General features: G+C 57.0%; 24 protein-coding genes and 2 tRNA genes. 12 read left to right on the forward strand and 14 right to left on the reverse strand.

The features are described from left to right. Positions 1 to 98: 98 nt before the first annotated feature. The 4 genes from fabG to IE089_RS05405 form a co-directional block, all read right to left on the reverse strand. Positions 99 to 839: a 3-oxoacyl-ACP reductase FabG gene (fabG, locus tag IE089_RS05390; protein ID WP_189475871.1), complete on the reverse strand. Its 741-nt coding sequence runs from the start codon at positions 837 to 839 to the stop codon at positions 99 to 101. A 45-nt stretch (positions 840 to 884) separates the two neighbouring features. Then, positions 885 to 1832 carry an ACP S-malonyltransferase gene (fabD, locus tag IE089_RS05395; RefSeq protein WP_189475874.1) on the reverse strand — a complete coding sequence of 316 codons (948 nt, stop codon included), beginning with the start codon at positions 1830 to 1832 and terminating at the stop codon, positions 885 to 887. 180 nt (positions 1833 to 2012) lie between these two features. Further along, a complete protein-coding gene (rpmF, locus tag IE089_RS05400) occupies positions 2013 to 2195 on the reverse strand; it encodes a 50S ribosomal protein L32 (protein WP_189475878.1) in 183 nt (60 codons plus the stop codon). A gap of 12 nt (positions 2196 to 2207) precedes the next feature. Continuing rightward, complete coding sequence (locus tag IE089_RS05405; RefSeq protein ID WP_189475881.1) at positions 2208 to 2678, reverse strand: YceD family protein; 471 nt, start codon at positions 2676 to 2678, stop codon at positions 2208 to 2210. A gap of 172 nt (positions 2679 to 2850) precedes the next feature. On the opposite strand from IE089_RS05405, the gene IE089_RS05410 reads away from it, so the two are divergent. Beyond that, positions 2851 to 3432: a Maf family protein gene (locus tag IE089_RS05410; protein WP_189475884.1), complete on the forward strand. Its 582-nt coding sequence runs from the start codon at positions 2851 to 2853 to the stop codon at positions 3430 to 3432. Here the strand turns inward: IE089_RS05410 and IE089_RS05415 are convergent. Continuing rightward, the gene (locus tag IE089_RS05415; protein ID WP_189475886.1) at positions 3429 to 4073 is read right to left on the reverse strand and encodes an HAD family hydrolase; all 645 of its coding nucleotides are present in this window, start codon (positions 4071 to 4073) and stop codon (positions 3429 to 3431) included. The two genes, IE089_RS05410 and IE089_RS05415, sit on opposite strands and share 4 nt — an antisense overlap. Continuing rightward, positions 4074 to 5033 (reverse strand): 23S rRNA pseudouridine(955/2504/2580) synthase RluC, encoded by a 960-nt coding sequence (gene rluC, locus IE089_RS05420; protein ID WP_189475888.1) that lies wholly within the window; start codon positions 5031 to 5033, stop codon positions 4074 to 4076. Positions 5034 to 5588: 555 nt separating this feature from the next. On the opposite strand from rluC, the gene rne reads away from it, so the two are divergent. Both rne and IE089_RS05430 read left to right on the forward strand, forming a co-directional pair. Continuing rightward, complete coding sequence (gene rne, locus IE089_RS05425; protein ID WP_189475891.1) at positions 5589 to 8498, forward strand: ribonuclease E; 2910 nt, start codon at positions 5589 to 5591, stop codon at positions 8496 to 8498. 103 nt (positions 8499 to 8601) lie between these two features. Beyond that, a tRNA-Ser gene (locus IE089_RS05430) sits at positions 8602 to 8689 on the forward strand. Between the two features lie 476 nt (positions 8690 to 9165). Here IE089_RS05430 and IE089_RS05435 read toward each other — a convergent pair. Next, positions 9166 to 11007, reverse strand: a complete 1842-nt coding sequence (locus IE089_RS05435; protein WP_189475894.1) for an amidohydrolase — start codon at positions 11005 to 11007, stop codon at positions 9166 to 9168. 256 nt (positions 11008 to 11263) lie between these two features. Between IE089_RS05435 and IE089_RS05440 the strand changes: the two genes are divergently transcribed. The 6 genes from IE089_RS05440 to trmA are packed head-to-tail and all read left to right on the forward strand — an operon-like array spanning position 11264 to position 14479. Beyond that, on the forward strand, positions 11264 to 11938 hold the full coding sequence (locus IE089_RS05440) for a Bax inhibitor-1/YccA family protein (RefSeq protein ID WP_189475898.1): 675 nt from the start codon (positions 11264 to 11266) through the stop codon (positions 11936 to 11938). A gap of 56 nt (positions 11939 to 11994) precedes the next feature. Beyond that, on the forward strand, positions 11995 to 12390 hold the full coding sequence (gene tusD / locus IE089_RS05445; RefSeq protein WP_189475901.1) for a sulfurtransferase complex subunit TusD: 396 nt from the start codon (positions 11995 to 11997) through the stop codon (positions 12388 to 12390). Next, on the forward strand, positions 12387 to 12746 hold the full coding sequence (tusC, locus tag IE089_RS05450; protein ID WP_189475904.1) for a sulfurtransferase complex subunit TusC: 360 nt from the start codon (positions 12387 to 12389) through the stop codon (positions 12744 to 12746). The genes tusD and tusC overlap by 4 nt, the downstream gene beginning before the upstream one ends. Continuing rightward, positions 12746 to 13039 carry a sulfurtransferase complex subunit TusB gene (tusB, locus tag IE089_RS05455; protein WP_189475906.1) on the forward strand — a complete coding sequence of 98 codons (294 nt, stop codon included), beginning with the start codon at positions 12746 to 12748 and terminating at the stop codon, positions 13037 to 13039. Before tusC ends, tusB begins: the two co-directional genes overlap by 1 nt. 1 nt (position 13040) lies before the next feature. Next, the gene (locus IE089_RS05460; protein ID WP_229802595.1) at positions 13041 to 13367 is read left to right on the forward strand and encodes a TusE/DsrC/DsvC family sulfur relay protein; all 327 of its coding nucleotides are present in this window, start codon (positions 13041 to 13043) and stop codon (positions 13365 to 13367) included. Beyond that, entirely contained in the window at positions 13364 to 14479 is a 1116-nt protein-coding gene (gene trmA, locus IE089_RS05465; protein ID WP_189475910.1) for a tRNA (uridine(54)-C5)-methyltransferase TrmA, read from the forward strand. Before IE089_RS05460 ends, trmA begins: the two co-directional genes overlap by 4 nt. On the opposite strand, the gene IE089_RS05470 is transcribed toward trmA, so the two are convergent. The 4 genes from IE089_RS05470 to IE089_RS05485 all read right to left on the reverse strand — a co-directional run bounded on the left by IE089_RS05470 (position 14473) and on the right by IE089_RS05485 (position 17518). Beyond that, positions 14473 to 15357 (reverse strand): hypothetical protein, encoded by an 885-nt coding sequence (locus IE089_RS05470; RefSeq protein WP_189475913.1) that lies wholly within the window; start codon positions 15355 to 15357, stop codon positions 14473 to 14475. The genes trmA and IE089_RS05470 overlap by 7 nt on opposite strands. A gap of 3 nt (positions 15358 to 15360) precedes the next feature. Further along, a complete protein-coding gene (locus IE089_RS05475; protein ID WP_229802596.1) occupies positions 15361 to 15990 on the reverse strand; it encodes a dUTP diphosphatase in 630 nt (209 codons plus the stop codon). Positions 15991 to 16061: 71 nt separating this feature from the next. Beyond that, on the reverse strand, positions 16062 to 17312 hold the full coding sequence (locus IE089_RS05480; RefSeq protein ID WP_189475915.1) for an NAD-binding protein: 1251 nt from the start codon (positions 17310 to 17312) through the stop codon (positions 16062 to 16064). Positions 17313 to 17431: 119 nt separating this feature from the next. Then, a tRNA-Leu gene (locus IE089_RS05485) sits at positions 17432 to 17518 on the reverse strand. A gap of 111 nt (positions 17519 to 17629) precedes the next feature. Here IE089_RS05485 and IE089_RS05490 point away from each other — a divergent pair. Further along, a complete protein-coding gene (locus tag IE089_RS05490) occupies positions 17630 to 20827 on the forward strand; it encodes an AsmA family protein (protein WP_189475918.1) in 3198 nt (1065 codons plus the stop codon). Between the two features lie 89 nt (positions 20828 to 20916). Further along, on the forward strand, positions 20917 to 22269 hold the full coding sequence (locus IE089_RS05495; RefSeq protein ID WP_189475920.1) for a sodium-dependent transporter: 1353 nt from the start codon (positions 20917 to 20919) through the stop codon (positions 22267 to 22269). 10 nt (positions 22270 to 22279) lie between these two features. On the opposite strand, the gene deoC is transcribed toward IE089_RS05495, so the two are convergent. Continuing rightward, entirely contained in the window at positions 22280 to 22954 is a 675-nt protein-coding gene (deoC, locus tag IE089_RS05500) for a deoxyribose-phosphate aldolase (protein ID WP_189475923.1), read from the reverse strand. Positions 22955 to 23024: 70 nt separating this feature from the next. Between deoC and rbsK the strand changes: the two genes are divergently transcribed. Then, positions 23025 to 23942: a ribokinase gene (gene rbsK, locus IE089_RS05505; RefSeq protein ID WP_189475926.1), complete on the forward strand. Its 918-nt coding sequence runs from the start codon at positions 23025 to 23027 to the stop codon at positions 23940 to 23942. On the opposite strand, the gene IE089_RS05510 is transcribed toward rbsK, so the two are convergent. Continuing rightward, complete coding sequence (locus tag IE089_RS05510; RefSeq protein ID WP_189475930.1) at positions 23939 to 24382, reverse strand: LEA/WHy family protein; 444 nt, start codon at positions 24380 to 24382, stop codon at positions 23939 to 23941. The genes rbsK and IE089_RS05510 overlap by 4 nt on opposite strands. Continuing rightward, positions 24382 to 24552, reverse strand: a complete 171-nt coding sequence (locus tag IE089_RS05515) for a hypothetical protein (RefSeq protein ID WP_189475934.1) — start codon at positions 24550 to 24552, stop codon at positions 24382 to 24384. The genes IE089_RS05510 and IE089_RS05515 overlap by 1 nt, the downstream gene beginning before the upstream one ends. Positions 24553 to 24560: the final 8 nt, after the last annotated feature.

Raw genomic sequence — 24560 nt, forward strand, 5'->3', positions numbered from 1 at the left:
CCTTTGGCCGTGGGCGCATTTTACTCCGAAACTTCCGGGTAGTAACAATCTTTTTTTTGTGCGCTCGCCTGACGGGTTTCGATTAGTGTTGCTGGCCCTTAGGCCATATACATGCCGCCGTTGACGTGAATGGTTTCACCGGTGACATACCCGGCAGCATTACTGCACAGGAAACTCACCACAGCGGCGATCTCAGCCGGATCTCCAAGGCGCCCCAGCGGGATTTGACCCTGCAGGGCGTCGCGTTGGGCGTCGGGTAGCTCACGGGTCATGTCAGTATCAATAAAGCCCGGGGCCACACTGTTAACCGTGACCGCTCGAGAGCCCAGTTCGCGCGCCAGCGCACGCGCAAAGCCCTGAGCACCCGCCTTGGTCGCTGCATAGTTGCTCTGACCCATGTTACCCATCGCGCCCACTACGGAGGTGATGTTTACAATCCGACCCCATCGGGCTTTGGTCATGCCGCGCAGGCAAGCCTTACTGACACGGTAAAGGGCATTGAGGTTGGTATTGATGACGCTGTCCCACTCGTCGTCCTTCATGCGCATCAGAATGTTGTCGCGGGTGATCCCCGCATTGTTCACCAACACAGTAGGAGCGCCGAAGCGTTCAGTGATCGCTTTAATGACCTCAGTCACGCTGTCGGAGTCAGCGACGTCAAGCCGCATGCCACAACCCTCATTGCCTAGGGCCGAGAGGTAAGCGGTAATCGCCTCGGCACCACCGTTGCTGGTTGCTGTGCCTATGACCGTCATACCGTCATTGGCCAAGTGTTCGGCAATGGCCTTACCAATTCCGCGGCTGGCGCCGGTGACTAGTGCAATCTTGTTATCACTCATGGTCTTCCCCCTAAAAAAACGTTGCGCTGCAGGCTTCTGCTCCGGTCAAGCGGACAATGAGGCCAGTGCCTCGGCAAGCGCACTGGGCTCTTCGATGTTGTAGCTGGTTAAGGATTTGTCGATACGACGATTCAGACCGCTGAGCACCTTGCCCGGACCGCACTCAACAACGTGACTCACACCCTTGCTAACCATCGTCTCTACACAGCGCGTCCACTGCACCGGCGAGTAGATCTGCTCGACAAGCAAGCTGCGAATGGTCTCAACATCTGACTCGAGGCCAGCATGAACGTTGTGAACCACCGGTATCATTGGCGTGGACAGGGAAATCCCGGACAACACTTCTGCCAGCTTCTCTCCCGCAGGTTTCATCATCGACGTGTGGAAAGGCGCGCTCACTGGCAGTGGCATCGCGCGTTTGGCACCGGCTACTTTTAACGCGGCAATCGCTTGCTCGACCGCACCTGCCTCACCGGCAATCACTACCTGGCCGGGTGAATTAAAGTTGACTGCGGCAACCACACCGGCCTGGCGGGCTACTTCCTCACAGGTTTCATTGATCGTCGCATCATCGAGACCGATGATTGCAGCCATGGCGCCTTCGCCCACTGGCACCGCCGTTTGCATGAATGCACCACGTTGACGCACCAGAGACACGGCATCTGCAAATCCAAGGGCGCCCGCACAAACAAGGGCAGTAAACTCGCCCAAGCTGTGACCGGCCATCAGTGCTGGCATCGCCCCACCCTGCTCGACCCAGGCACGCCATAGCGCGACACTGCTAGCGAGCAGCACCGGCTGCGTGGTTTCGGTCATGTTCAGCGCCGACTGCTCGCCAGTCTGGATCAGCGACCACATGTCATAACCGACCGCTTCGGAGGCCTCTGCGAAGGTCTCCCGAACTGCGCCGGAGGCATCGTAGGCGTCTTTCAGCATGCCAACTTTCTGAGATCCCTGACCAGGGAATACAAAAGCAAATGTAGATAGAGTCATAACAGAAAACCTGCAGCGTTTGTAATGTCAGCATAGGGACAGGGAGCATTGTTGCCGCATGCCCTGCCCCAATGTTGACGGTGAATCGTAAAAATGGCGCAACGAAAAGCGGAGGCCAAGGCCTCCGCTAAATTCGCTTGAAATCGCGCCGCCGTATCCGGCGCGAACAGGCCCGAAGCCTTAGTCGTCGTTGCCAGTCTCTACGACCTTGTTACCACGGTAGAAGCCATCGGCTGTGACGTGGTGACGGCGATGCTTTTCACCGGTGGTCTGATCTACCGACAGGGTGGAACCACCCAGACCGTCGTGTGAGCGACGCATTCCGCGACGCGAACGGGTTTTCTTGTTCTGCTGAACAGCCATGTCTGACTCCTGTTAGTCCTTGCCGGGCTTCAATTGCGCCAGCACCTCAAAAGGGTTGGGCTTGCTGTCTGGCTCCGCTTCATCCGCGGGCGCCTCATCAAGCGCATTCAATATCTCATTACAGTTGGGATCCTCGTGGTAGTTGAACGCCGGCAATGCCAGTATGAGTTCATCTTCCACCATCTCCCACAGCCTGCAGTCATCCTCACTGATGAGTGGGTCGAGCTCGCGGGGCAAGTGTTTTGCCTGCTCGTCCGTCCATACAACAGCGAGTCGGTTACTGCACGCCATTGGTAAGGTCATGGGTTCCAGGCAGCGCTGGCAAACAACACTGACCTCAGCCTCAACCGTTACCGCAATAACACTGTGGTTCTCTTCGTCTCGGCCACACTCTACATTAGCCTGCACACGTCCTGAATCGCTCGCTAAAAGCGCCAGAAAACGCGGCATTTCCGCCAGTGAAAGCGAGCCCGAAACAGTCACTCCACGCGCTGCTGCCTTACGTACATCCAAGCTCCGCGGGAGGGGGTCCTTCAACATGGGCGCGAATTCTAGGGATGGTTTTACCTAATGTCAAAAAAATCTTTAAAATACAAACAGTTCGTGAAGTTATTCACAAGCACCCCACCCTGCTCAAGAACAGGCACCCTGCACAATGGCATTGATACTCGCCTCCAGCTCCAAATACCGTCAGTCTTTGCTACATCGGCTAGGGCTTCCCTTCGACGCAATCGCCCCGGATATTGACGAATCCGCCCAGCCCGGAGAGTCGCCTGAGGCGCTCGCCACTCGGCTTGCCCATATTAAGGCATATGAGATTGCCGCCAACAGAGCCGATGACTGGGTCATAGGTAGCGACCAGGTGGCCAGCCTCAACGGCAACATACTGGGAAAACCGGGTACGGAAGATGTGGCGATTGCACAATTGCAGGCATCGTCGGGCAACGTTGTGCACTTCTATACCGCTGTGACATTAACGAACCACAGGAAGGACGTGCATTTTCACCACCTTGAACCTACTGCGGTGCACTTCAGGGAGCTGAGCAAGGCTGAGATCTGTGATTATGTGCGCCGCGACCAGCCCTTGGACTGCGCGGGTAGCTTTAAGTGGGAGTCCCTCGGCATCGCCTTATTTGAACGGCTTGAAGGGCGGGACCCCACAGCCCTGGAGGGGCTGCCGCTCATCGCCCTGTCATCGATGTTGCAAGCCGCAGGGCTGTCCGTTCTCCGGGCCTAGGCTGATAATCGGGGTAGCTCCAAGAGCGCTGGCAAGGCATCGATGACGGCCACCGGAGCGTGGCGACGTAAGCGCGCGACACTGTGTACGCCATAACTGACACCCACGCTGGCCACCTCGGCATTACTGGCCATTTCAAGGTCATATTCGCTGTCGCCAACAACAATCGCCTCTTCAGGGCGCCATCCGCGCTGCTCAAGTATCTGATGAATCATCAGCGGGTCGGGTTTCGAGTGCGTTTCGTCAGCACAGCGGGTGATGTGAAAACTGCCCTGCATGCCCAGTGCTGATAAGACCCGATCCAGCCCGCGCCGGCTCTTGCCGGTAGCTACAGCCAACTCAAACCCTCGGTGGGCCAGACTGTCCAGCACCTCCATCGCCCCGGCGTAGAGTCGGGGGCCAGCCTCGGTTTGAGCCAGGAAGTGCCGGGCATAGGCGTCACTCATTGCCTGCTGCTGCATCTCACTATGCCCAGGGAACAGTCGTTCGAGTGCCTGCGGCAGGCCCAGGCCGATAATTTCGCGCACCGCCATTGCCGGTGGAGCCTCCAGCCCCACCTCGCCGGCTGCTGCCAGCATGGCATCAACGATGTCATCCAGAGAGTCGCAGAGCGTGCCATCCCAATCAAATATAACGATCAATTACATAGCCTTACGAATATTTTCTAATGTTATCTCTAACTCACTATCCAGTGTGGCTTCCAGGCTGACCTTACTGCCGCCTGGCAAGGTGAACCGCAGAGCGCGGGCATGCAGAAATAGGCGCTTCAGGCCAAGCTCACGGGCCAGGTGCTCACAAGCATCATCTTGATATTTCGCATCCCCTAGCAGCGGATGACCGGCAAACTGGCCGTGCACGCGAATCTGGTGAGTACGCCCGGTGATTGGCTTGGCCTCTACAAGGGTCGCGCGACCGCCAAAGCGCTCGATCACCGCAAACTCGGTCTGGGAAGGCTTACCCTCTTTGGACACGCGCACCATACGCTCGCCAGATTGCAGGGTATTCTTAGCGAGAGGCGCTTCAATCAACCGACGACTACGCGGCCAGTCGCCACCCACCAGCGCCAGATAGCGCTTATCGACACGATCTTCTCTCAGCTGCCGGTGCAAATCCCGCAATGCTGCTGGTTTGCGAGAGACCAGAATCAGCCCCGAGGTATCCCTATCGAGTCGGTGCACCAGCTCCAAGTGTCTGTCTTTGGGGCGGGCCTGGCGCAGACACTCGATCAAGCCATAGTTGAGACCGCTGCCGCCGTGAACAGCAAGGCCTGACGGCTTGTTGATGACAAGCAGAGACTCGTCCTCATACACTACCCTCTGCGCGATCTGCTCCAGCCAGTAACCAGGTACGCGGGCGGGCTCCGATGCGGCGGGCACCTGCACCGGCGGAATTCGGACCACATCGCCCAAGGCCAATCGGTAATCTGCCTTCACCCGACCTTTATTGACGCGAATCTCTCCCTTGCGCAGACCGCGATAGATGCGTGTTTTAGGCACGCCCTTCAAGAGACGTAACAGGTAGTTGTCCAGGCGTTGACCGTGCCCACGTTCATCGACTGTTTCAAACCGCACGCCGCCAGCGGGCTTATCGGGATTGCTCAAAGAAATTTCCGTAACTATTTGAAGTCATTAGCGTTTGCTGCTATGTTCCGCACGTCGTGGCGCCAGCCTGGCCGATTGTAAAAGAAAACCATCGCGTCAGTGCCTTTTTCCTGCTACTGATTGGAGCAACCTTTATCCTGTTGCTCGGCAGCCTGGCCACGACACCGAACGACGCACGACGTAAGTGCCACTTAACAATGAGGCACCTACCCCACCCGATTGGTGAGAGACACGTACTGCGTCTTACGAAGAACCGAACAGTGAACCTGTCGGGATAGATCAAGAGCCAGATTTTTAGCGCTGTCGCTCGCCTCGAGTGGGGCGACACTAGCAAAAAGGCTACACCGGTACCAGCAGCGTAACGGTCTAGCGCGCATTCAGCCCGGCAGCCTATGCTGGGTTGTGAGTACAGCACTCGAGCAGCGTAACACCCAGGGACGGTGGCGCGGCGCAGTTAAGCTAGCGCCATTTAACCTTCCCCATGTGTTTGCCGGAATCACCGGCCCAGTCTAACTATTCCCCGCCAGGCCTGTTCCAGCGAAGGCTAATGGCACAATGAAGAAAATGCTTATTAACGCTACGCAGCCAGAAGAACTGCGCGTAGCTCTCGTCGATGGACAACGTCTTTATGATCTGGACATCGAAAACCGTACCCGACTGCAAAAGAAATCCAATGTCTACAAAGGCAAGATTACCCGCGTAGAACCATCCTTAGAGGCCGCTTTCGTCGACTTTGGCGCAGAGCGTCATGGCTTCTTGCCACTTAAAGAAATCTCGCGACAGTACTTCACCGGCAACGGCGGTGACGGCGAAGGCCGCGTCCGCATTAAGGAAGTGGTGAAAGAAGGCACCGAGGTTGTGGTGCAGGTAGATAAGGAAGAGCGCGGCAACAAGGGCGCAGCACTGACTACCTTTATCAGTCTCGCCGGGCGCTACATGGTACTGATGCCCAACAATCCCCGCGCTGGTGGAATCTCTCGGCGCATTGAAGGTGATGATCGCACAGAGCTGCGTGAAGCCCTGAGCGCGCTCGAGATCCCCAACGGCATGGGCGTCATTATCCGCACCGCGGGTGTGGGCCGCTCATCCGAAGAGCTGCAGTGGGACCTCAACTACCTGCTTCAACTGTGGGATGCCATCAGTAAAGCAACGGATGAAGCCAAAGCGCCGGTGCTGCTGTACCAGGAGAGCAACGTCATCATCCGCGCTATCCGCGACTATTTGCGCGATGACATCGATCAGGTGCTGATTGATTCCCCAGAAGCCTACAAGCAGGCGTCTGATTTCGTCAGCATGGTGATGCCACATCACCAGCACCGGATTAGGCAGTACGATGACAGTATCCCCCTGTTTAACCGCTTCCAGATAGAAAGCCAGATCGAAACTGCGTTCCAGCGTGAGGTACGTCTACCCTCCGGCGGATCAATCGTGATTGACCCCACCGAGGCGCTGGTTTCCATCGACATCAACTCCGCCCGCGCTACCAAGGGCTCGGATATCGAACAGACAGCCACCCAAACCAACCTCGAAGCCGCGGACGAAATTGCGCGTCAGTTACGTCTGCGCGACATGGGTGGCCTGGTTGTGATCGACTTCATCGACATGCTGGCGAACAAGAACCAGCGTGCCGTCGAAAACCGCATGCGCGACGCTCTCTCCATCGACCGTGCCCGGGTACAGATCGGTCGCATCTCGCGCTTCGGCCTGTTAGAGATGTCCCGCCAGCGTTTGCGCCCCTCTTTGGGCGAGACTAGCGCCATCGTCTGCCCACGCTGTAACGGCCAGGGTACGATCCGCGACACCAAGTCTCTGGCACTGTCGATCCTGCGACTGCTGGAAGAAGAAGCTATCAAAGACCGCACGGCGGAAGTCAGGGCTGTTGTTCCTGTTGACGTGGCAGCCTACCTGCTCAACGAGAAGCGCACCGGCCTGGGCGAGATCGAGCAGACTTCAAAGACAAGAGTACTGGTTGTTCCCAACCCCAACCTCGAGACACCGCATTTTGAAGTTAAGCGTCTGCGTGATGACGAGGTCGAAGGCGACCATGTCACCAGTTACAAGATCGACCTGACGGTACCCGATGCCGAAGAGATCAGTGACAGCCATGCGACTGCTGACATTCCTCAGCAACAGGCCCTGGTTCAGGGCGTAACGCCGCAGGCACCTGCGCCCGAACGTGAGGAAGCGCCCAAAAAAGCACCGTCGAGCAGCGGCGCCCCAGACGGCGATAAAGCTTCGCGCAAACCGCGACAGCAAAACCGTCGCAAGAAGACGCCACCACCCAAGAAAGGCCTGTTTGCCAGAATCTGGGCTGCGATTGTTGGCGAGCCTGAAGACAGCAAGCCCAAGAAGTCAGCCAAGGGTAAAGGCGGCGACGGCCAGAAAGCCAAGCAAGGTGGTCAGGGCCGCAAGAGTCAAGGTCAGGGCAAAGGTCAGGGCGAGCGTGGCGAAGGCAATAACCGCAACCGCAATCGCAACCGGAACAGAAACCGTAACAGGAACCGCAGACCTGAGGGTGAGACCCAGCAGGAGAACGGTAACAGCACAGCACGTCGGTCCGACGACAACGAGCGTCAGGAACAAGGTCAGCGCAAGGACAATCGTCGCCGCAACGATCGTCGCCGTCGCGATGAGGGATCTGCTGAACGCCAGAGCGGATCAACCCATGTTGAGGCTCAAGGCGCGCAAAACGAAGACCAGCAGCGCAACGACAAGCCCCGCAAGCGTCCTAACGACATGCGCCGTAGCGAGCCTCGCAAGCGCCGCCGCGGTCAGACAGCGGGCAATGGTGAGGAACAAAACAGTGCTGTGACTAATTCAGCTGCGCCTGCCGTCGCTAGCGCACCTGAAGCCGCCGAGGAGCCTTCAGCGGTTAAAGAGCCCTCAGCTGTAAAAGCTAAAGAGCCTTCGGCGGTTAAGGAGTCTTCGGCTGCCAAGGAACCGGTAGCCTCGCAGCAGGCCCCAGCAGCACAAGAGCCAGCAGCGGATAACGCGCCCGTGGGTGAAACCAAGGCACCGGTTCAAGCGCCTGTATCCGCTCCTGCCGAAGCACCAGCGGCCCAGACGGCCGAGCCTTCTGATGTCGAAGTTTCTGATGCACCGGTAGAGAGCCAAGTAGCCGAAGCAAAAGAAGCACCGCGTAGTGAAACACTTGCGGAAGCGGACGTTGCGCCAAAGCAGGCATATCTAGCTCTGGGCGATACAGAAACACCAGAGCCGGCGCCCGCTATTGAAGTAACTGCTGAAGTGGATCGTTCAGGCATGGCTGCATCAGGCCGAGCGAGTAACGACCCACGCGAGACTCCGGCACCTGTCGGCGACATTGTGATTGAAACCGCGCACCCTGCACTCTTCTCGGACGTTGTAGCACCCGATGTGCCGCGCAGTGACAAGGTGACAGCACGTGCCGCTAATGATCCCCGCGGCCCTCTGACGGCACAGGAAGATCAAGCAGCAGAGGCTTAATTTCTAGCAAATAGCGGCACAAGCATTATGTACCCTTGTGCCGCTAATCAGGCTATGTATAATCCACGCCTGCCCTCATAGGGGCATGCATAGAACGTTTTCTGGTGGGCTGGCTGAGTGGTCGAAAGCGGCGGTCTTGAAAACCGTTGAACCGAGAGGTTCCCGGGGTTCGAATCCCTGGCCCACCGCCATACATAATGAAGCCGCCCTTGTGGCGGTTTTTTTATGTATCCAGTTTGAGCCGTGGACGAGAACCCCGGCGGGTTCGACAAGCTGCATCCAAGATGTAGCTTGGACGCCGCAGCGAAGCGGAGGCGCCCCACAGGGGGCATAACGCGAGAGGCAATCGCGTCGTGATCTATCCCTGGCCCACAGCCATAGATAACGAACCGCCCTTGTGGCGGTTTTTTATGTCTCCAGGTTGACTCGGTAGGCGCCCCACAGCGACGCGACGTCGCCACCAGGCGGCACAACGCCAGACAAATACTTGAAGCCACGCGTGAGTCTACGCCCTCTAATGCTGCCCCGAGCGCCAAAGGGAATGCATGCACTACGACGATAACTCGCGCAGCCCTACTCCCGCTGCGGCTAACAGGCCTGCTAGTAATGCCCATTACGGGGTGTGGGAACAGACACAGGTGGCACCGAATCAATCAGTTCAGGGCGGTCATCGGGGCAGTCTGACAGACGCTTGTACACCGCTCGCCTGGTACATCACATGCAGGAAACGATGAGCCGTTACTGGGTCGTTCATAAAAGGCGAGGACTCGAGACCACTCACCGTATTTAGTCGGTCACGCTCGTAGATGAGCACATCGTCTTTGATGGTGGCCATTACTCGGAGCTCATCCAACGTTTCCGGGTCAACCGCGGTAGGGTCTTCCGAGAGCATCACAAAATCAGCACGCTTCCCGATCTCTATAGAGCCTTTGCTTTCTTCCTCGAAGTGCTGCCAAGCTGGCCAGATCGTCAGCGCCTTGAGCGCGGTGAGCACATCGACACGATGATGCGGCCCCAGTATGTCGCCAGACCTCGTTCTCCGAGTCACTGTGGCATCGAGGATGCGCATGCTGTTGGGAAAAGCGACGGGGGCATCATGATGTGAGCCAAACATCATACCGCGATCCATAAGCCATCCCGTGGGCGATATATTTTCACCGTCGATAGGCCCGACGGTATGTTCTCGGTGCCAGTCGCCCCAATAAAACGTATGCATCGGAAAGAGTGACATAAAAACGCCCAAACGCTTGTAGGCATCGACTTGCTCCTCGCGAAGAAACTGGCCATGGATGAGTGCTGGACGATTACCCGGGTCGCCGTAGCGGGATTGGGCCGCCTCGAGAGCTGCGACCAGCATGTCAGATGCGCCTTCGCCGTTGGCATGCGTGATGATTTGGACGCCATTTTCATAGCACCAGTCCACCGCCTCACTCACCTGCTCCTCTGTAACAGCGGCGTAACCCTTGTAGCCCTGTGGATAGTTGCCTACTGGGCGGTAATACGGGCGGTCTCTCAACGCAGTGAAGCCCTGTGGAGAGCCATCAATCGTCAATTTGCAGCCCCCCACGCGGATACCGTTCACGTAATCTCTGGAGACCCGCTCACCTATGAAGTCGCGCGCTATCAGTACGTCGGGATAAGCAACAACATCGATGGGGATTTTTCCGTCGGCAGCCATAGCGTCAAGCGTTTTTACACTCGCCTCCGATGAGCGACCGTCCTGACCGGTTGTATAGCCGTAGCTCGCCCACAGCTTGGCGCCTGCGACTGCGAAAGCATCGAACGCCTCTGGGCCTAACTGCTGCAATACCGGCAGTAGCGTCCCAAAGAACGCGTACTCCTCAAGAACCCCGTTTGGCCTCCCATCGGCATCGCGCTGGATCACGCCGCCGGCCGGGTTTTTGGTGTTGACGTCATAACCAACAATGTCCAGCGTCTTTGAGTTCGCCACTCCGAGGTGACCCGACTGGTGCACGATCATAATGGGAAGTTCAGCAGACACAGCATCCAGTTCGTCACGCTTGGGATGGCGCTGTTCGGCCAACTGTGCGTTGTCGTAACCAAAGCCGATGACAACGCCTGCGCTCTCTACGGCGTCACGATTCGTTTCTATCCAGTTCCGAAGCACACGTTGCAAACTCGCGATATCCGTCACATCACCGTCTGGTGGCGCGAGCAGATTCGCGGACATCGCCTGGAGGCCTCCAAACACAACGTGACCATGGCTATCGACAAAGCCGGGTAACATCGCTCGGCCAGCCAGGTCAAACCGTTGAGTCGACTCTCCCTTGTGCGGCATCACATCTTCCACTGAGCCCACCGCAATAATTCGGCCGTCACGGACTGCTACAGCCTCGGCCCTGGGTTGATCGTCATCGATAGTGAGAATGGGGCCGCCCGAGTAAATCGTATCCGCAGGCTCTCGTGCAGACAGCGCTAACGGCGCCACCGTAAGACTGACTATTACGGCAAATAGCGAATGACAAATTGAATGCTGTCTAATTGGCATTAGGTCTAACCTGCGGCTGTTTGACGATGTAAGTATAGCCATCATCGCATGAGGTGCTGGAGATGGCAGTGTCTCGGTTCAAATAGAGGCCTCACTTGCGAGGGGCATGTTGCCAGGCTCGGCTCAAGGCCCACAAATTTCGTATTTGGGTAGCAATAAAACCCGATCTTTCAATGGGTTGGAATTTGCACTTTTCGGCCCTATTATTGTCCTAGTTATAGCCCATAAGGGCCTCAGCAACGTCACGGAGTATCCGATGCAAGACAAAGGTTTGTACGACATCAACACGGCCGGCATGGAGTCGATTGTCAGCACCAATAAAGTGCTGAGAAACACCTACATGCTATTGGGCATGACCCTGCTGTTCAGCGCCGTGACAGCGGGCATTTCTATGGCTATCGGCCTACCACAGGGCGCGGCTCTGATTTTGACACTGGTCGGTTTCGGCCTGCTGTTTGTAGTGAATCGTATGGCTGATTCCAGCAAGGGCATCATCGCCATCTTTGCGTTTACCGGCGTTATGGGTGCTTCACTGGGCCCCATGCTGAATTACTACCTCGCCATGCCCGGCGGCCCCGCGCTGGTTATGCAGGCACTGGGCGGTACAGCTCTGGTGTTCTTCGGTCTCTCCGCCTATGCACTGACTACCCGCAAGGACTTCTCCTTTATGGGCGGATTCTTGATGGTTGGTTTGCTGCTGGCGGTTGTCGCTATGATCGCCAACATCTTCATGGGCATTCCCGCGCTGTCGCTGACCATTTCAGCCGTCGTGGTGATGATCATGTCCGGACTGATACTGTTTGATACAAGCCGCATCATTCACGGTGGTGAGACCAACTACATCCGCGCAACCGTGAGCCTGTACCTGAACATCTACAACCTGTTCATTCATCTTCTCAGCCTGCTCACTGCGCTGGGTGGTGATGACTAAGGCTTGACGGTCACCCAAAAACCCCGGCTCAGTCCGGGGTTTTTTGTTTAGACGCCATGAATTACGCCCTACTCGTTCTCGCCTCCCCCGCATCCGGCACCAGCAACCTTACCGCTGCCCGCTTCGCCCGTGAACTCGTGAAGCAAGGCCATACGCTGTCGCGTGTTTTTTTCCACGATGCGGGCACAGAGACCGGCCTGGTGAGTCGGGTGATGCCCCAGGATGAAACCGATGCAAGAGCGCTTTGGCGAGAGCTGAGCACACACCACAACACTGAGTTGGTGCTGTGTATCGCCTCCTCATTGCGTCACGGCGTATTGGATACCACCGAGGCCGAACGGTACGAGCGGACGAACACGATAGACCCCGCTTTTGTCATTGGTGGTCTGGGCCTACTGGTTGAAGCCTCTGAAACGGCTGATCGCCTGATCACTTTCGGGGCTAGCGTATGAGTCGCTCGCTGCTGGTAACACTGACCACGTCGCCCTACGCCTCCAGCCGCGCACGCGCGGGTCTGGACCTGGCATTGGCCAGTGCTGCCTTCGATAAACCCGTGTCGCTACTCTTTCTGGGCAGCGCTGTTCTCCAGTTGCTGGATGGGCAGGACACCGAAGCCCTGGGGCTGCGCAATCAGCGCAAAACGCTGGACTCAGCAGTTCTCTACGGCATAGACGCCATCTATGCCGATGCCAAGGCGCTCGCACAGTTGGGGATCACACAGCAAGAATTACCGGATGGTTGCCAGACTGCCGATGCCGCACAAATACGCAAGCTGTTGAACACATATGATCAGTTAGTGAGCGTCTGATGATCCTTCACACCCTCAGCACAATGCCAAGCTCTGATGCCGCTAGACGCTGCGTCGAAGTGGCGTCCACTAACGACGCGCTCATCTTGCTGGGCGAGGGTGTCTATGCCGCAATGGCCGGCGACACCGAAAACGCATTGGCCACCAAAGCGCCATGCACTGTGTTCGCCTTATTACAGGACGTAAAGGCCGCGGGGATTGAACAGCGTCTGAGCCCTGGCGTCGAAGTTATCGACTTCGCGGGCTTTGTGGCGCTCACCGAGCAATACAGCAAGCAGCAGGCCTGGTTCTAGGATGAGCGAGCAGCTACCCATGGGGTCCTTCGATAAAGAAGGATTCCTGCGGCAATTGTCTGACTGGTCGCCCGCGGTGGCGCAGCAGATCGCTGAGCGCGAAGGCATCGCGCTGAGTGACGCTCACTGGGAAGTGCTCAACCTGCTGCGCGAGTATTACCGGCGCTTTGATGATTCGCCCGTCATGCGCGCCCTTGTTCGCTTCTGCCGCCAAGAGCTGGGAAATGACAAGGGCAACTCGATGTATTTATTGACCTTATTTCCCGGCTCACCGGCCAAGATTGGCTGTAAAATCGCCGGCCTGCCCAAACCGGATAACTGCCTGTGAACCCAGAACCGCCATTTTTCTATGCGCCAGAGCAATACCAGTCTTTGCTCGATGCGAAGGTGGATAAGGTCAGCGATCTACTCAGCCCCTATCAAGCACCTGAGCCTGAGGTAGTACCCTCACCCACAGGAGGTTTTCGGATGAGGGCTGAGTTCAGAGTCTGGCACGACGGAGACGCCCTGGATTACGTGATGTTTCGGCGCGGCGAACCGAAAACACCCATAGCGGTGACGCAGTTCCCTATCGCCTGCGATGCTATCCAGTCGCTCATGGGGCCATTGATTGATGCTCTGAAAGACAGCTCAGTACTGCGTGAAAGGCTTTTTCAGCTTGAGTTCCTGTCCACAATTGCAGGCGACACACTGGTTACGCTGATCTACCACCGCAAACTGGATGACGCATGGGCCTCAGCCGCCGATGCGCTCTCCATTAAACTGGGGATCGCCATTGTTGGTCGCAGTAGAAAGCAGAAAATTATTGTTGGAAGAGACTTTGTCACCGAAGAACTGACCATCAACGGCAAAGCCTATCGCTATCAACAATATGAGCAGGCTTTCACACAGCCCAACGCCGTGGTCAACACCCACATGATCGAGTGGGCAATAGCGAGTGCAACGCAATGCAGCGGAAACTTGTTGGAGCTTTACTGTGGCAATGGCAACTTCACCCTGCCGTTGGCTAAGTGCTTTGACAAGGTGATAGCCACCGAATTGTCCAAGGTCTCGACACGGGCCGGACTCAAAAACATTGCCGACAATCAGGTGACCAACGTCGACATCATACGTTTGTCAGCAGAGGAAGTGAGCCAGGCAATGGCGGGTGAACGGGAGTTCCGCCGCTTGGCGGGGCTTGCCACGCCGCTACAGGAAAGTGATCTGCGCACTGTGTTCGTAGATCCGCCGCGCGCTGGCCTGGACGAAGCGACGTTAAGCATGGTTTCGGGCTTCGACAATATTATTTATGTGTCCTGCAATCCCAACACGTTGGCTAATAATCTCGCCGTCCTCTGCATAACACACCGGATTACACGGTTTGCCTTGTTTGATCAGTTTCCCTACACCGAGCACATGGAGTGTGGCGTGTTGCTGGAGCGCATTGGCGCGGGTCAGTAACGAAGCCCGTAGGCCAGCAGCGCCTTGCCAAGCACATGGTCAAGATTATCTGCGTCGCGGGCATTGACCTCAATGCTGCGCAACTCAAACGCTTTATAGAGCTCTCTGCGCCTCAGTTGGGCGGTCATTTCCGCGGGCGTTAAGCTTTCATCCCAGCAATCGATATAGACGTTGCCATGAGGCAGATAGAAGTCGGCCACCGCGGCCTCCTCGGTGGGCAAAGGCCGCCTATAGGCGTGTACGAGCTGCGCCAGGTACAACCAATCGCACACACGCACCGCCAGAGGGCTATGCACCACATGCCCGTCGATACCTGCCAGTACGGCCGGGCCAGCTTCGGCGAAGAGATCCGGTTCATCTTCGGGCGGCTTGCCGGCCAGACTTTGGTCTGACAGCCGCGTAAGCTCGCGGTGAACCACGGGGTGGTCAATAATCTCGTGGGGCCAAGTTACATAAAACGCGCCGGAGCCCTCGCTCTCTGCTTGCTGTCCGCCCATGCGCTCACCCAAACCCGTTAGCTCCCAACCTAACAGGCTGTGACACTGTAGCCCCAGTTCAGCGAGCGCACGGTTGATCTGGCGCGAATCAAGCCGGGGATAGTAGCGACGCATATTGGCAGCTGTAATGCGCTGGTTGGATTCGATGGCACTGACCAGGGGGTGTTCCAGCAACGACTCCGGCCACACGACATAGCGCCCAAAACGTTTGCTCTGCCGGTACTGGCCGCCCTCGAATTCACCCTTAGGCGTGAGCAACCAACCCTCACCCTGACGCTGAATCCAGCCGTAGTCCTTCAAGGTGGCAAACAGCTGTTGCGCGGGGATCTCCAGCTTACGCGCCAGTGCCGAGGTTGATAGCGGGCCGCTCGTCTCCGTCATGTCTCAGCCGGCCTCGCACACATCCCGGTAGCGATCTGTGAGAGCAACATACAGCGCGTCGGCGAAATCCTCATCATCTGTATTCAGTGTGCCCACAAGCTCGACCAGATGTTCATTGTCTTCCCTTCCCGCCCATGTCTTCTGGTAGGTGCCTTCCTGATAGCCGTTATCCTGCCGGAAGAAGTTGAGCACATTCTTGCCAACGTAGGCCGTGTATAGATCGTCGAAGCTAAGACCAGCAGCATTCATGAGATCCCAAAAGCACGCCACGGAGAAACCTTTGGTGGCCAGAGAATTCTCCGCCAGGGATTCTGTGGCCGTTCGCACATCCACGCATTGGGGTTGGTGGTCGGCCAGCGCAGTTTCAATATCGGCTGCAATGCTCTCAACGGTGGCGCCGGGTGTGAATAAGGCCGACAGGCCAAAGTGCCAGATATCGATGGCCTCCAGCCTGACCTGCTCCATATCCGGCTCCTGCTTTTTCCACCATTTGTAGCCGAAGTGATCCATTAGCTCACCGCACTCGATCCAGATCGCGCGGTACCACTCAAACTGCTGATTAATCCAATCTTCGTGAACTCGCGTGTTCATGCGGTGCTGCATGTTCAGCATATTCACTAGCGCCTGTTTCACGCTAAATCTCCTTCGTCGTAGTAAAGCCCAAGACCATATAGCAGCAGGCAACGCCTCTCAAGCGAGAGCCGTCAGGCGCTGTCTGCAAGCCAGTGGGCAGGAATATTGTCTTCCACCAGCTCGTTAATGCTGATACTCACCAGCCCATGCTCACGACCCACCTCCTCTGCAAAGTAGGAGCGCTTACTCGATCGGGCAATGACCATAGCGTCGTGAAAGCGGCGCTTTATCCACAGCGCAGTGCGTAAATTATCTTCCTCCTGCCCGGTACCCAACACGAAGACCGCATTGTTGCCATTGAGGTCTACATCCTGATCCAATTGACGCCAGATATCCGGATTCGAGATATCGCCCTCATACACATCGCGTTGAACGTTTTCGGAGAACTGCATCTGCTCTTCGGCCACCATCACTCGGCGGTGCGCGTCCCTCTCGATAATGACCACCTGCTCGATCTCACCGCCGGCATGCACCTGCAGTTCTTCAAGAATGGTTTGTCCGAAGCGACCAAAACCGGCAATCACCACAATATCCTTGCGTACCGTGTCTCGGAAGAACTTCAGCATATGGCTTTTGACCAGGCCCGCAGCAGCCAGGTGGTAGGTATTGAATGTTTCGCACCTCTCGGCAACCCGGGTATTTGCCATGGCTCGCATGAACCGTAAGCTGGCACAGTGCATCACTATGCGTGAGCCGATGTCGGGCACCAGTTTTAGCAAGACGGAAGCGGCCTCATAATTTCGCAGGCTGTTATCGGAGAGCAGGAGAATCTTTCTCGCGCGTTCCACCCGGAGCTGACGCAAAAAGAAGGCGTGGGTGATATCGCCCACAACCACGGAGGCGTCAAAACCCTGCCGGAACTCGTCCAGAACCGCCTGCTCCTGCCTGCCTGAACAAACAATCACAACACGGGCATCGGGCTCGTGTTGGCGCAACACTCGCAGGTAACTCAGTGACAGCTCACCACTACCGACGATAATGATGTGATTCTTGAGACGGCGCAGCAGCCAGGCCTGAGGCGATATAGCGCGGATCAAGGCCTCTATCAGTGTGGACGCGGCGAGTATGGGAGCCCCGAAGTACGCCACCCAGACGAGGGCCCTAGCCAGCCAGTGGCCTCCCGTGGGAACGCCCATATCCACACCACCTACAACAAACAGGCTGAGCGCGTAGTAGGCCTGGGTGAGCATGCCGCCGGTCGCAACCTCGTCGCGCTCGGTAACACCCACACCGCTGGCAAAGCCGATCCAGGCAGATGCGAAGAAAAAGACAGCACCAGCGGTACGCCAGGGAAAGGATGGAGCGGAACTGTAGGCACTCATGGGCAGATTGTACCGCAGGCGAGGGCCAGATTGATCGATAACTGCTGTGTCACGATGCACGTGCCACGCAGGCCTTTAACGGCAGTGGCGAACAATAAACAAAGAGGGGGTGAAGAGAATGGTGCCCGGAGCGGGACTTGAACCCGCACAGCCGTAAGGCCGGGAGATTTTAAGTCTCCTGTGTCTACCAATTCCACCATCCGGGCGGGACAGCGGCGCGCATCATAGCACGCAAATTCAGCCAAGTGAGGCCCATCATCGTGCTAGTATCGATTGCTCTCTCATGACCGTGGATAACTATGGTTCTTCGGTGGATTTTGGCGCTCGTCCTGCTGTGTGGACTGCTATTAGCAGCCGCACTGCTCGCACTGCGCTCCGAATCCACCCTACTTCGTGCCATCACGTGGTCCGTCGCCACCTTTACTGACTACGAGCTAGAACTGGTGTCTGCGCGCGCAGACTTGTTCGCCGGCACGGTCGAGGCCCAGCAGTTACACCTGCACCATGTAGAATCCGAGGGCGCCGCACTGGTATCGGTGCTCAACTTACAGGGCAGCAAGATACTACTGAGCGACCTGCTACTTCTGAACCTAAAACACGCTGTACTAACGGCAGACAGCGTTTCTGTCTATGTCAAAGGCAATGACCAGGCCGACGACCCCAAACCCATCACCTGGCTGAGCTATCTCTCTTGGCTTCCAGACCGCGCAAACATAGGCAACGTGCACGTTATCAATCACCACAAGGAGCTGATGATCTTCCCGCTACAGCAAGTAAGGGGATATCGCGGCGCCTATAACAACTTCATCGCGACGGCTACGGGGCTGTGGGAAGGCAACTCTATCGAGACGGGGCTGGAGCTCAACGCCCTACGTGATGAGGGTAGCTTCTTTGGGGTTGGTATGACTGCTGATCTGAGCGCAGCGCACAGCGGTTCGCAGGCAGTTTTAACGGGAGAATTTACCGGCACCGATTCAGATTACCAATACAACTTTTCCCTGCAGGCCGACACCACACAAATCGAAGATGCGCTGGCACGCTACCTTCAAATAGCAAAACGTCTAACCGGCGATCTCAGTATTGAAGGACGGCTCAAGGGCGACTCTGAGGAGGCAACGCTGACGGCCGACAGGATCATCCTTCAAAACCTGCCGGCTTATGGCTTCGAGGCTTCGGGTGATCTCTCAAGGAACTTTGCCGAAGGAAAAACCCACATCCAGCTCAATTCCGCCGGCCAAATGGCCTCCTTGCGCGCTTTTAATGAGTTCCTGAATCTGGAGTTGGATAGGCTGGGTTCTGCCCAGTCCAGCCTAAGGCTGACGGGCACCCTGAGTGACCCCGAAATAGAACGGTTCATCCTGCAAACTCATAGCGATAGTGGCCTGACCCTTAACCTGTCGGGCAGTGTGTCTCGTCGCGAACTGTCCGATGGCACACTGGCGCCGTCCAACGAATTGATGGTGGATGTCAGCGCGCCCGGCCTTGCGCCACTGAGGCCGTGGCTGGGAGAAATTTCTTTGGACACTGGCCCCTGGGCGGCTTCAGCTACGATAACCGGCAACCGGGAAGCGTTGGCCGTGTCACAGTTCCTGGTTACCGCGGGTACACCCGATACCATCACATTTGGTGCCGAGGGCGCCGTCAATCGAATTGCCATTGATGATCAGGAGTTTGAACTCGACGACGTCACCGGGATCAGTGCGGCCGTGACTACAGAGACACCAAACAGCCAGTATGTCGCGGAACTCCTGGGCATCACCCTGCCCGATCACCATGCCATGACATTGTCACTGCAGCTCTCTGGTGACGGCCCGCAGCTGCAGGCTAGCGAGGGTGCCCTGGTAGTATCCGCCAGCGACTTTGATGCCAGCTTAACCGAAATGAGCATGAGCCTGTTGTCCTCCCAGGAACGTTGGTTAATGCAAAATTTCAAGGGCAAGCTTGCAGGCGCTCTCAGTGACACCAGTGCTCTCTCTCAGTACACCACCACATCGGCTGTTTCACTGGGCCCCATCTCCTATAGCGCCGATATCGTTCAGGAAAATGGCAGGGTCAGCGCCCGAAACATTCAGGCTGCCATCACTGGCGAACAAGTCACGGCGACGGCAACCGGTGAGGTGGAGGACCTTGTTAACCTAAGCGGCGTTCGCATCGCGCATGATTTTTCTGGCGTGAGTACGTCGGCGGTATTAAGCGCCCTCGTGGCGCGTTTCTCCTATTCGCAACCCATAGGCACCCTTGACGGTAGCTTCGACCTGTCAGGCGACGCCGGCGATCTCGCCCTGACTAATATCGAAATACGCAACAGCGACTACGCGCCGCTAGGCTTTACCGCAGGTGGGGATATCGACGACTTGGCAAGTTTAAATGGCAGCTTCACGCTATCGACCCGCATTACTGATCTCGATCTCCTCTATGCGCTAACCGGCTTTGAGGTGAAACAAACCAGCCTGTCGGCGTCCTTTAGCAGTCAGGATGAGCGCACAGCCATCGATGTTGATGGCACTGTCGGGCAATCGACTGTCGAAGGTTCCGGTTTCTATGCGTCGAGCGATGACGGTATCACCGCTGCAGAGCTCGCCTTCAGCTCGCCTCATCTGCGTATGGCCGACCTTGGGCTGCAAGCCTCGGCTGCTAACCGGGCCGACAACGCGCCTGCGGAGCAGTTGGGAGAATCGGCGGAGAGTGGCCTCGACCGCTTACTCACGCAAGCGCCACGCTTCCCGAGCCGACTGAAGATTGACATCGATCAGCTCAGTGGCGACGCCACCGCAATCGACAGTCTGGCGCTTGAGATGACGGGGAGAGACGGCGCCTATACGCTGCGGCAACTGGACGCCCGGTATGCCACCGGCGAGTTGCAACTGCGCGGTATCATTGACCTCAATCAACAGCCCATCAATCTCAGCCTGGCGGGTCAAGGCCTGTCCATACCCCTGAATCGAGTAGCCACGGACATTGGACTGGAGAGTGATATCGAAGGTGTATTGAGCTTTCGCGGCGGCTTAACCGGTCGCGGCACCACCGAGGAGTCACTGCGCGAGTCATTGGATGGCTCACTTTCCCTTGCATTAGAGGATGCCACGATCGCGGGCGCAGCCTACGATGTGCTTGCCACTGGATTGCTTGAGTGGCTCTACAGCGGCGCGGCACTGGCAGATTCAACACGCCTGGACTGCACTATGGCCAGACTGGACTTCGATGACGGCGTCGCCTACACAGATAACATTCTTGTCGAGTCCCAGCGCATGATCGCGGAGGGAGAAGCGGAGCTCGATCTGGTTAACCGAAACATCGATCTGGTCCTGGTTCCTCGCTCCAAGTCCAGGACCTTTCAGATACCTTCCAGAGTCACAGTGCGCGGACCACTCGAAAGCCCTCGCACTACGGTGTCACCCATCAGCGCGGTCGCGGATGCCTCTGCCGAGGCACTGACACTGTTGCCGAAAATCGCCATGCGCCTGTTCGGCATCAAACCCAAGGATGGCGGCAATAGCCACCCCTGCGGCACCTAGGCCCGCGTGTCAGCAAGGACGCCCCCAGCGACGTCTACCGTGATAAACTCCCGCCCTTTCTCGGCCCAAGCATAATTAACGGAAAACCTATGGCGGCATCGCGCGGCGAATTCAGCTCTCGTTTTGGCTTTATCATGGCAGCCGCAGGCAGCGCCGTTGGCCTTGGCAACATTTGGGGCTTCCCCACACAGGCAGCCAGCAACGGCGGTGCCGCTTTCCTGCTGGTTTACCTGGTGCTCGCATTCTCACTGGCCTACCCCGCGCTGATGGCCGAACTCATCATCGGTCGCCACGCACACGCAAATGCCGTTAATGCCCTCCGACTGATTTCCAACAGCGGCCCCGTTCGCACAATCGGTGCAACAACGGGCGTTATCGGTTTTATTGTGGCCAGCCTGATTTTGAGTTTTTACGCTATCGTGGCGGGCTGGATGATCGCCCACTTCCTCGCGTCTGGTGCCGAGCTGCTCTCACTTGATGGGGCGAGCCAGTGGCTAACCGAGTTCGGTTTTGGGCGCAACATTCTTTTCATGGTGCTGTTCATGGCTCTGACCATCGGCATCATTTCCGAGGGCGTCACCGCGGGCATCGAACGTTGGTCCGCGCGTCTGATGCCGCTGCTTCTGATCACTCTGCTGGCTCTGGTGTTGTATGTGCTGACCCTGGACGGCGCAATGGACGGCCTCAAGGTGTATTTGCTGCCAGACTTCGAGCGAGCGCTATCGCCAACCTTGATTATCAGCGCGCTTGGGGCTGCGTTTTTCTCGCTATCACTGGGCGTAGGCACGATGCTGATTTACGGCTCTTACATCAACGACAACGAGAATCTGCCCGTTGTCGGCGGGCTGGTGACCCTGGTCGATATCTGTATCGCTGTTGTCGCAGGCTTCCTGGTGCTTCCCGCGATGTATGTTGCCGTCTTCAATGGCGTTGAAATTTTCGCTGCAGACGGCGCACTGATCTCGGGCGATACGCTGATATTCACTGTATTGCCAGAACTATTTACCACCATGGGCATGGCCGGCGTTGTAGTGTCTCTGGTGTTTTTTTTCCTAATGAGTATCGCCGCACTCACCTCCTCAATCTCAATGCTGGAAGTGCCCGTCGCCTACACCATCGAAGAGCACGGCTTGGGCCGCAAAAAAGCGGTGTTACTAATTGGCGCCGCGATCACATTGGTGAGCACCGTCATCCTGATGAACTTTGGTCAATTGTTCGGTCTGGTCATCAGCATCACCACCCAATATAGCCAACCACTATTGGGCTTTATGTTCTGTATCTTCGCAGGCTGGGTATGGCACAGGGATAACCTGCTGCAGGAGCTACGAAAAGGCAATCCAGATGCTGAAAACACACTGTTCTGGAAGATCTGGCCCTGGTACGTGCGGGTGGTCTGTCCGGTAATTATTCTGGCTATTTTTGCCCAAACACTGTTTGGTTAGGCAGTCTGCCTCAATAGTCAGCGTCGGCGCTTTCACCGGCAATAATCGCTACTCCGGAACTGGTGCCCAAACGCGTCGCTCCGGCCTCTATCATGGCCTGGGCTGCTGCCAAGTCGCGAACGCCGCCAGAAGCCTTAACCCCTATCTCGTCGCCGACCACTTCGCGCATCAGTCGAATATCGGCCACCGTCGCACCGCCGCCGCCAAAACCGGTGGAAGTCTTCACAAAAGCAACGCCACATTCAACGGCCAGCCTGCAGACCTCGCGCTTTTCATCCTCAGACAGCATGCTCGTTTCCAGGATCACTTTAAGGGGTGCACCATCGCAGGCCGAGTTTACGGCAGCGATATCTTCCTTAACGTAAGCCCAATTCCCTGCCCTGGCCCTGCCGATGGGAATAACCATATCGATTTCGGCTGCGCCTTGCGCTATGGCAAGTGCTGCCTCGGCTGCCTTGCTAGCAGTAGCCATAGCACCGAGCGGAAAGCCCACCACTGCGCAAACCAGCACTGAGCTGCTCACAAGCGCCTTGGCGGCGAGCGGCACGTAGCTAGAGTTCACACACACAGACTTGAAGCCATGCTCCACAGCCTCGTCACACAGGACCCTCACCTGATCCGGCGTCGCTTCGGCTTTGAGCAGTGTGTGATCAATGTAACTGGCAATGGATGCTGGATTGGTCATCGCTGGTTCACTCGCTATTCGCCGCATAGCTATACTCGTCAGTATACCCCTGCAACAGGACTCCCAGCCCATGACGATAGCCGTAATTGGATCCAATATGGTGGACCTCATTGCTTACATTGATCAAATGCCCAAAGCGGGAGAAACGCTGGAGGCCGATGACTTCGCCATGGGTTGCGGCGGCAAAGGCGCCAATCAGGCCGTGGCCGCTGCCAAACTGGGTGCTGAGGTTCTGATGATGAGCCGCGTTGGCGACGATGGATTCGCAGACAACACCATCACCAACCTACAGACCTATGGGGTCGACACGCGCCACGTCACTAAAGTGGCAAACGTTTCAAGCGGCGTTGCGCCTATCATGGTCGACCGCCAGTCGCAGAACCGGATTCTCATCATACCCGGGGCCAACAAGCACCTGCTGCCCGTCGACATCGATGCGGCCGCAGACGATCTGCGCGCCTGCCGTCTGATAGTGCTTCAGTTGGAGATACCTCTCCCAACGGTCTATCGGGCCATTGAATTTGGTAATCAGGAGGGCATTCCCGTGCTTCTCAACCCTGCGCCCGCCTCGCCCGACCTCGACTTGGCCTACGCGGCCCGCTGCGACTTCTTCGTTCCCAACGAAACTGAGCTGGAAATTCTCAGCGGAATGCCGGTTGCCACAGAGGCTGCGATAGTCGCTGCAGCGCAGTCTTTGATGCCCCGCGGCTTCAAACACCTGATAGTCACCATGGGTGACAGCGGTACGTTATACATAGGCCCGGACAGCAGCTTCCGTGTGCCCGCACCAACGGTGGATGCCGTTGATACTACGGGCGCCGGCGATGCTTTCGTCGGCTGTTTCGCGGCCCACTACGCAGCCGGAAGCGACATCAGGGAGAGTATTGAAAATGCGGTTCAGTACGCGTCTCACAGCGTTACCGGGCGCTGCACACAAACCGCCTACGCGACGCGAGAGGCCTTCGATGAATGGCTGGCGCGGGCCTAGCGCAGAGAGATAACACCGGTCTCGTCCACGCGCTGCGTGGGCATCCAACCGTGAAAATCGATTTTGGCCTCGAACTGGTACTCCAGCTCATCGGTAGGTTCCATTCCCAGCCCTGCCAGGAGGCGCACCAATTCAAACAACCGTACGCCGGCCTCGAGTTCTACCTGCTGCTCGCTGTACGGCTCAATCTTGGGTACCTGGTTTGTGACGCCCGTCACCAACTCTTTCCCCATGATGTCGATGCTGTAGCTCACACCGGCTATATCCAGCGCCTGTTTATTGGGGTTCACTATATTCAGCGTGATTAGAAAGCGGGGGGTTCCGTCCGTGGGCAATGCCTCTACGTTTTCCACGGTTACTTTGGGCGGATCCATATCTCCCGTGAACGTGGTGCAGCCCATCAGGATAAGCGCTAGAGAAATGACGAGACTCAGACGCATTAGGACCCCCTGAATCCACCGCCAAAAGAAAAAAAGAAAAACGCATAGGCGACGCTGGCCAACGCGAAAAATGCGGCCACCCAGTCACCGGTATTAATGTATACCCAGCTACTGAAAACAAACATAGCTGCGCTGACCAAAAGCGCCAGCACGCGTGCGGTATTCGACATGATGCTTG

This window comes from Parahalioglobus pacificus (genome assembly GCF_014652275.1).
Lineage (GTDB): Bacteria > Pseudomonadota > Gammaproteobacteria > Pseudomonadales > Halieaceae > Parahalioglobus > Parahalioglobus pacificus.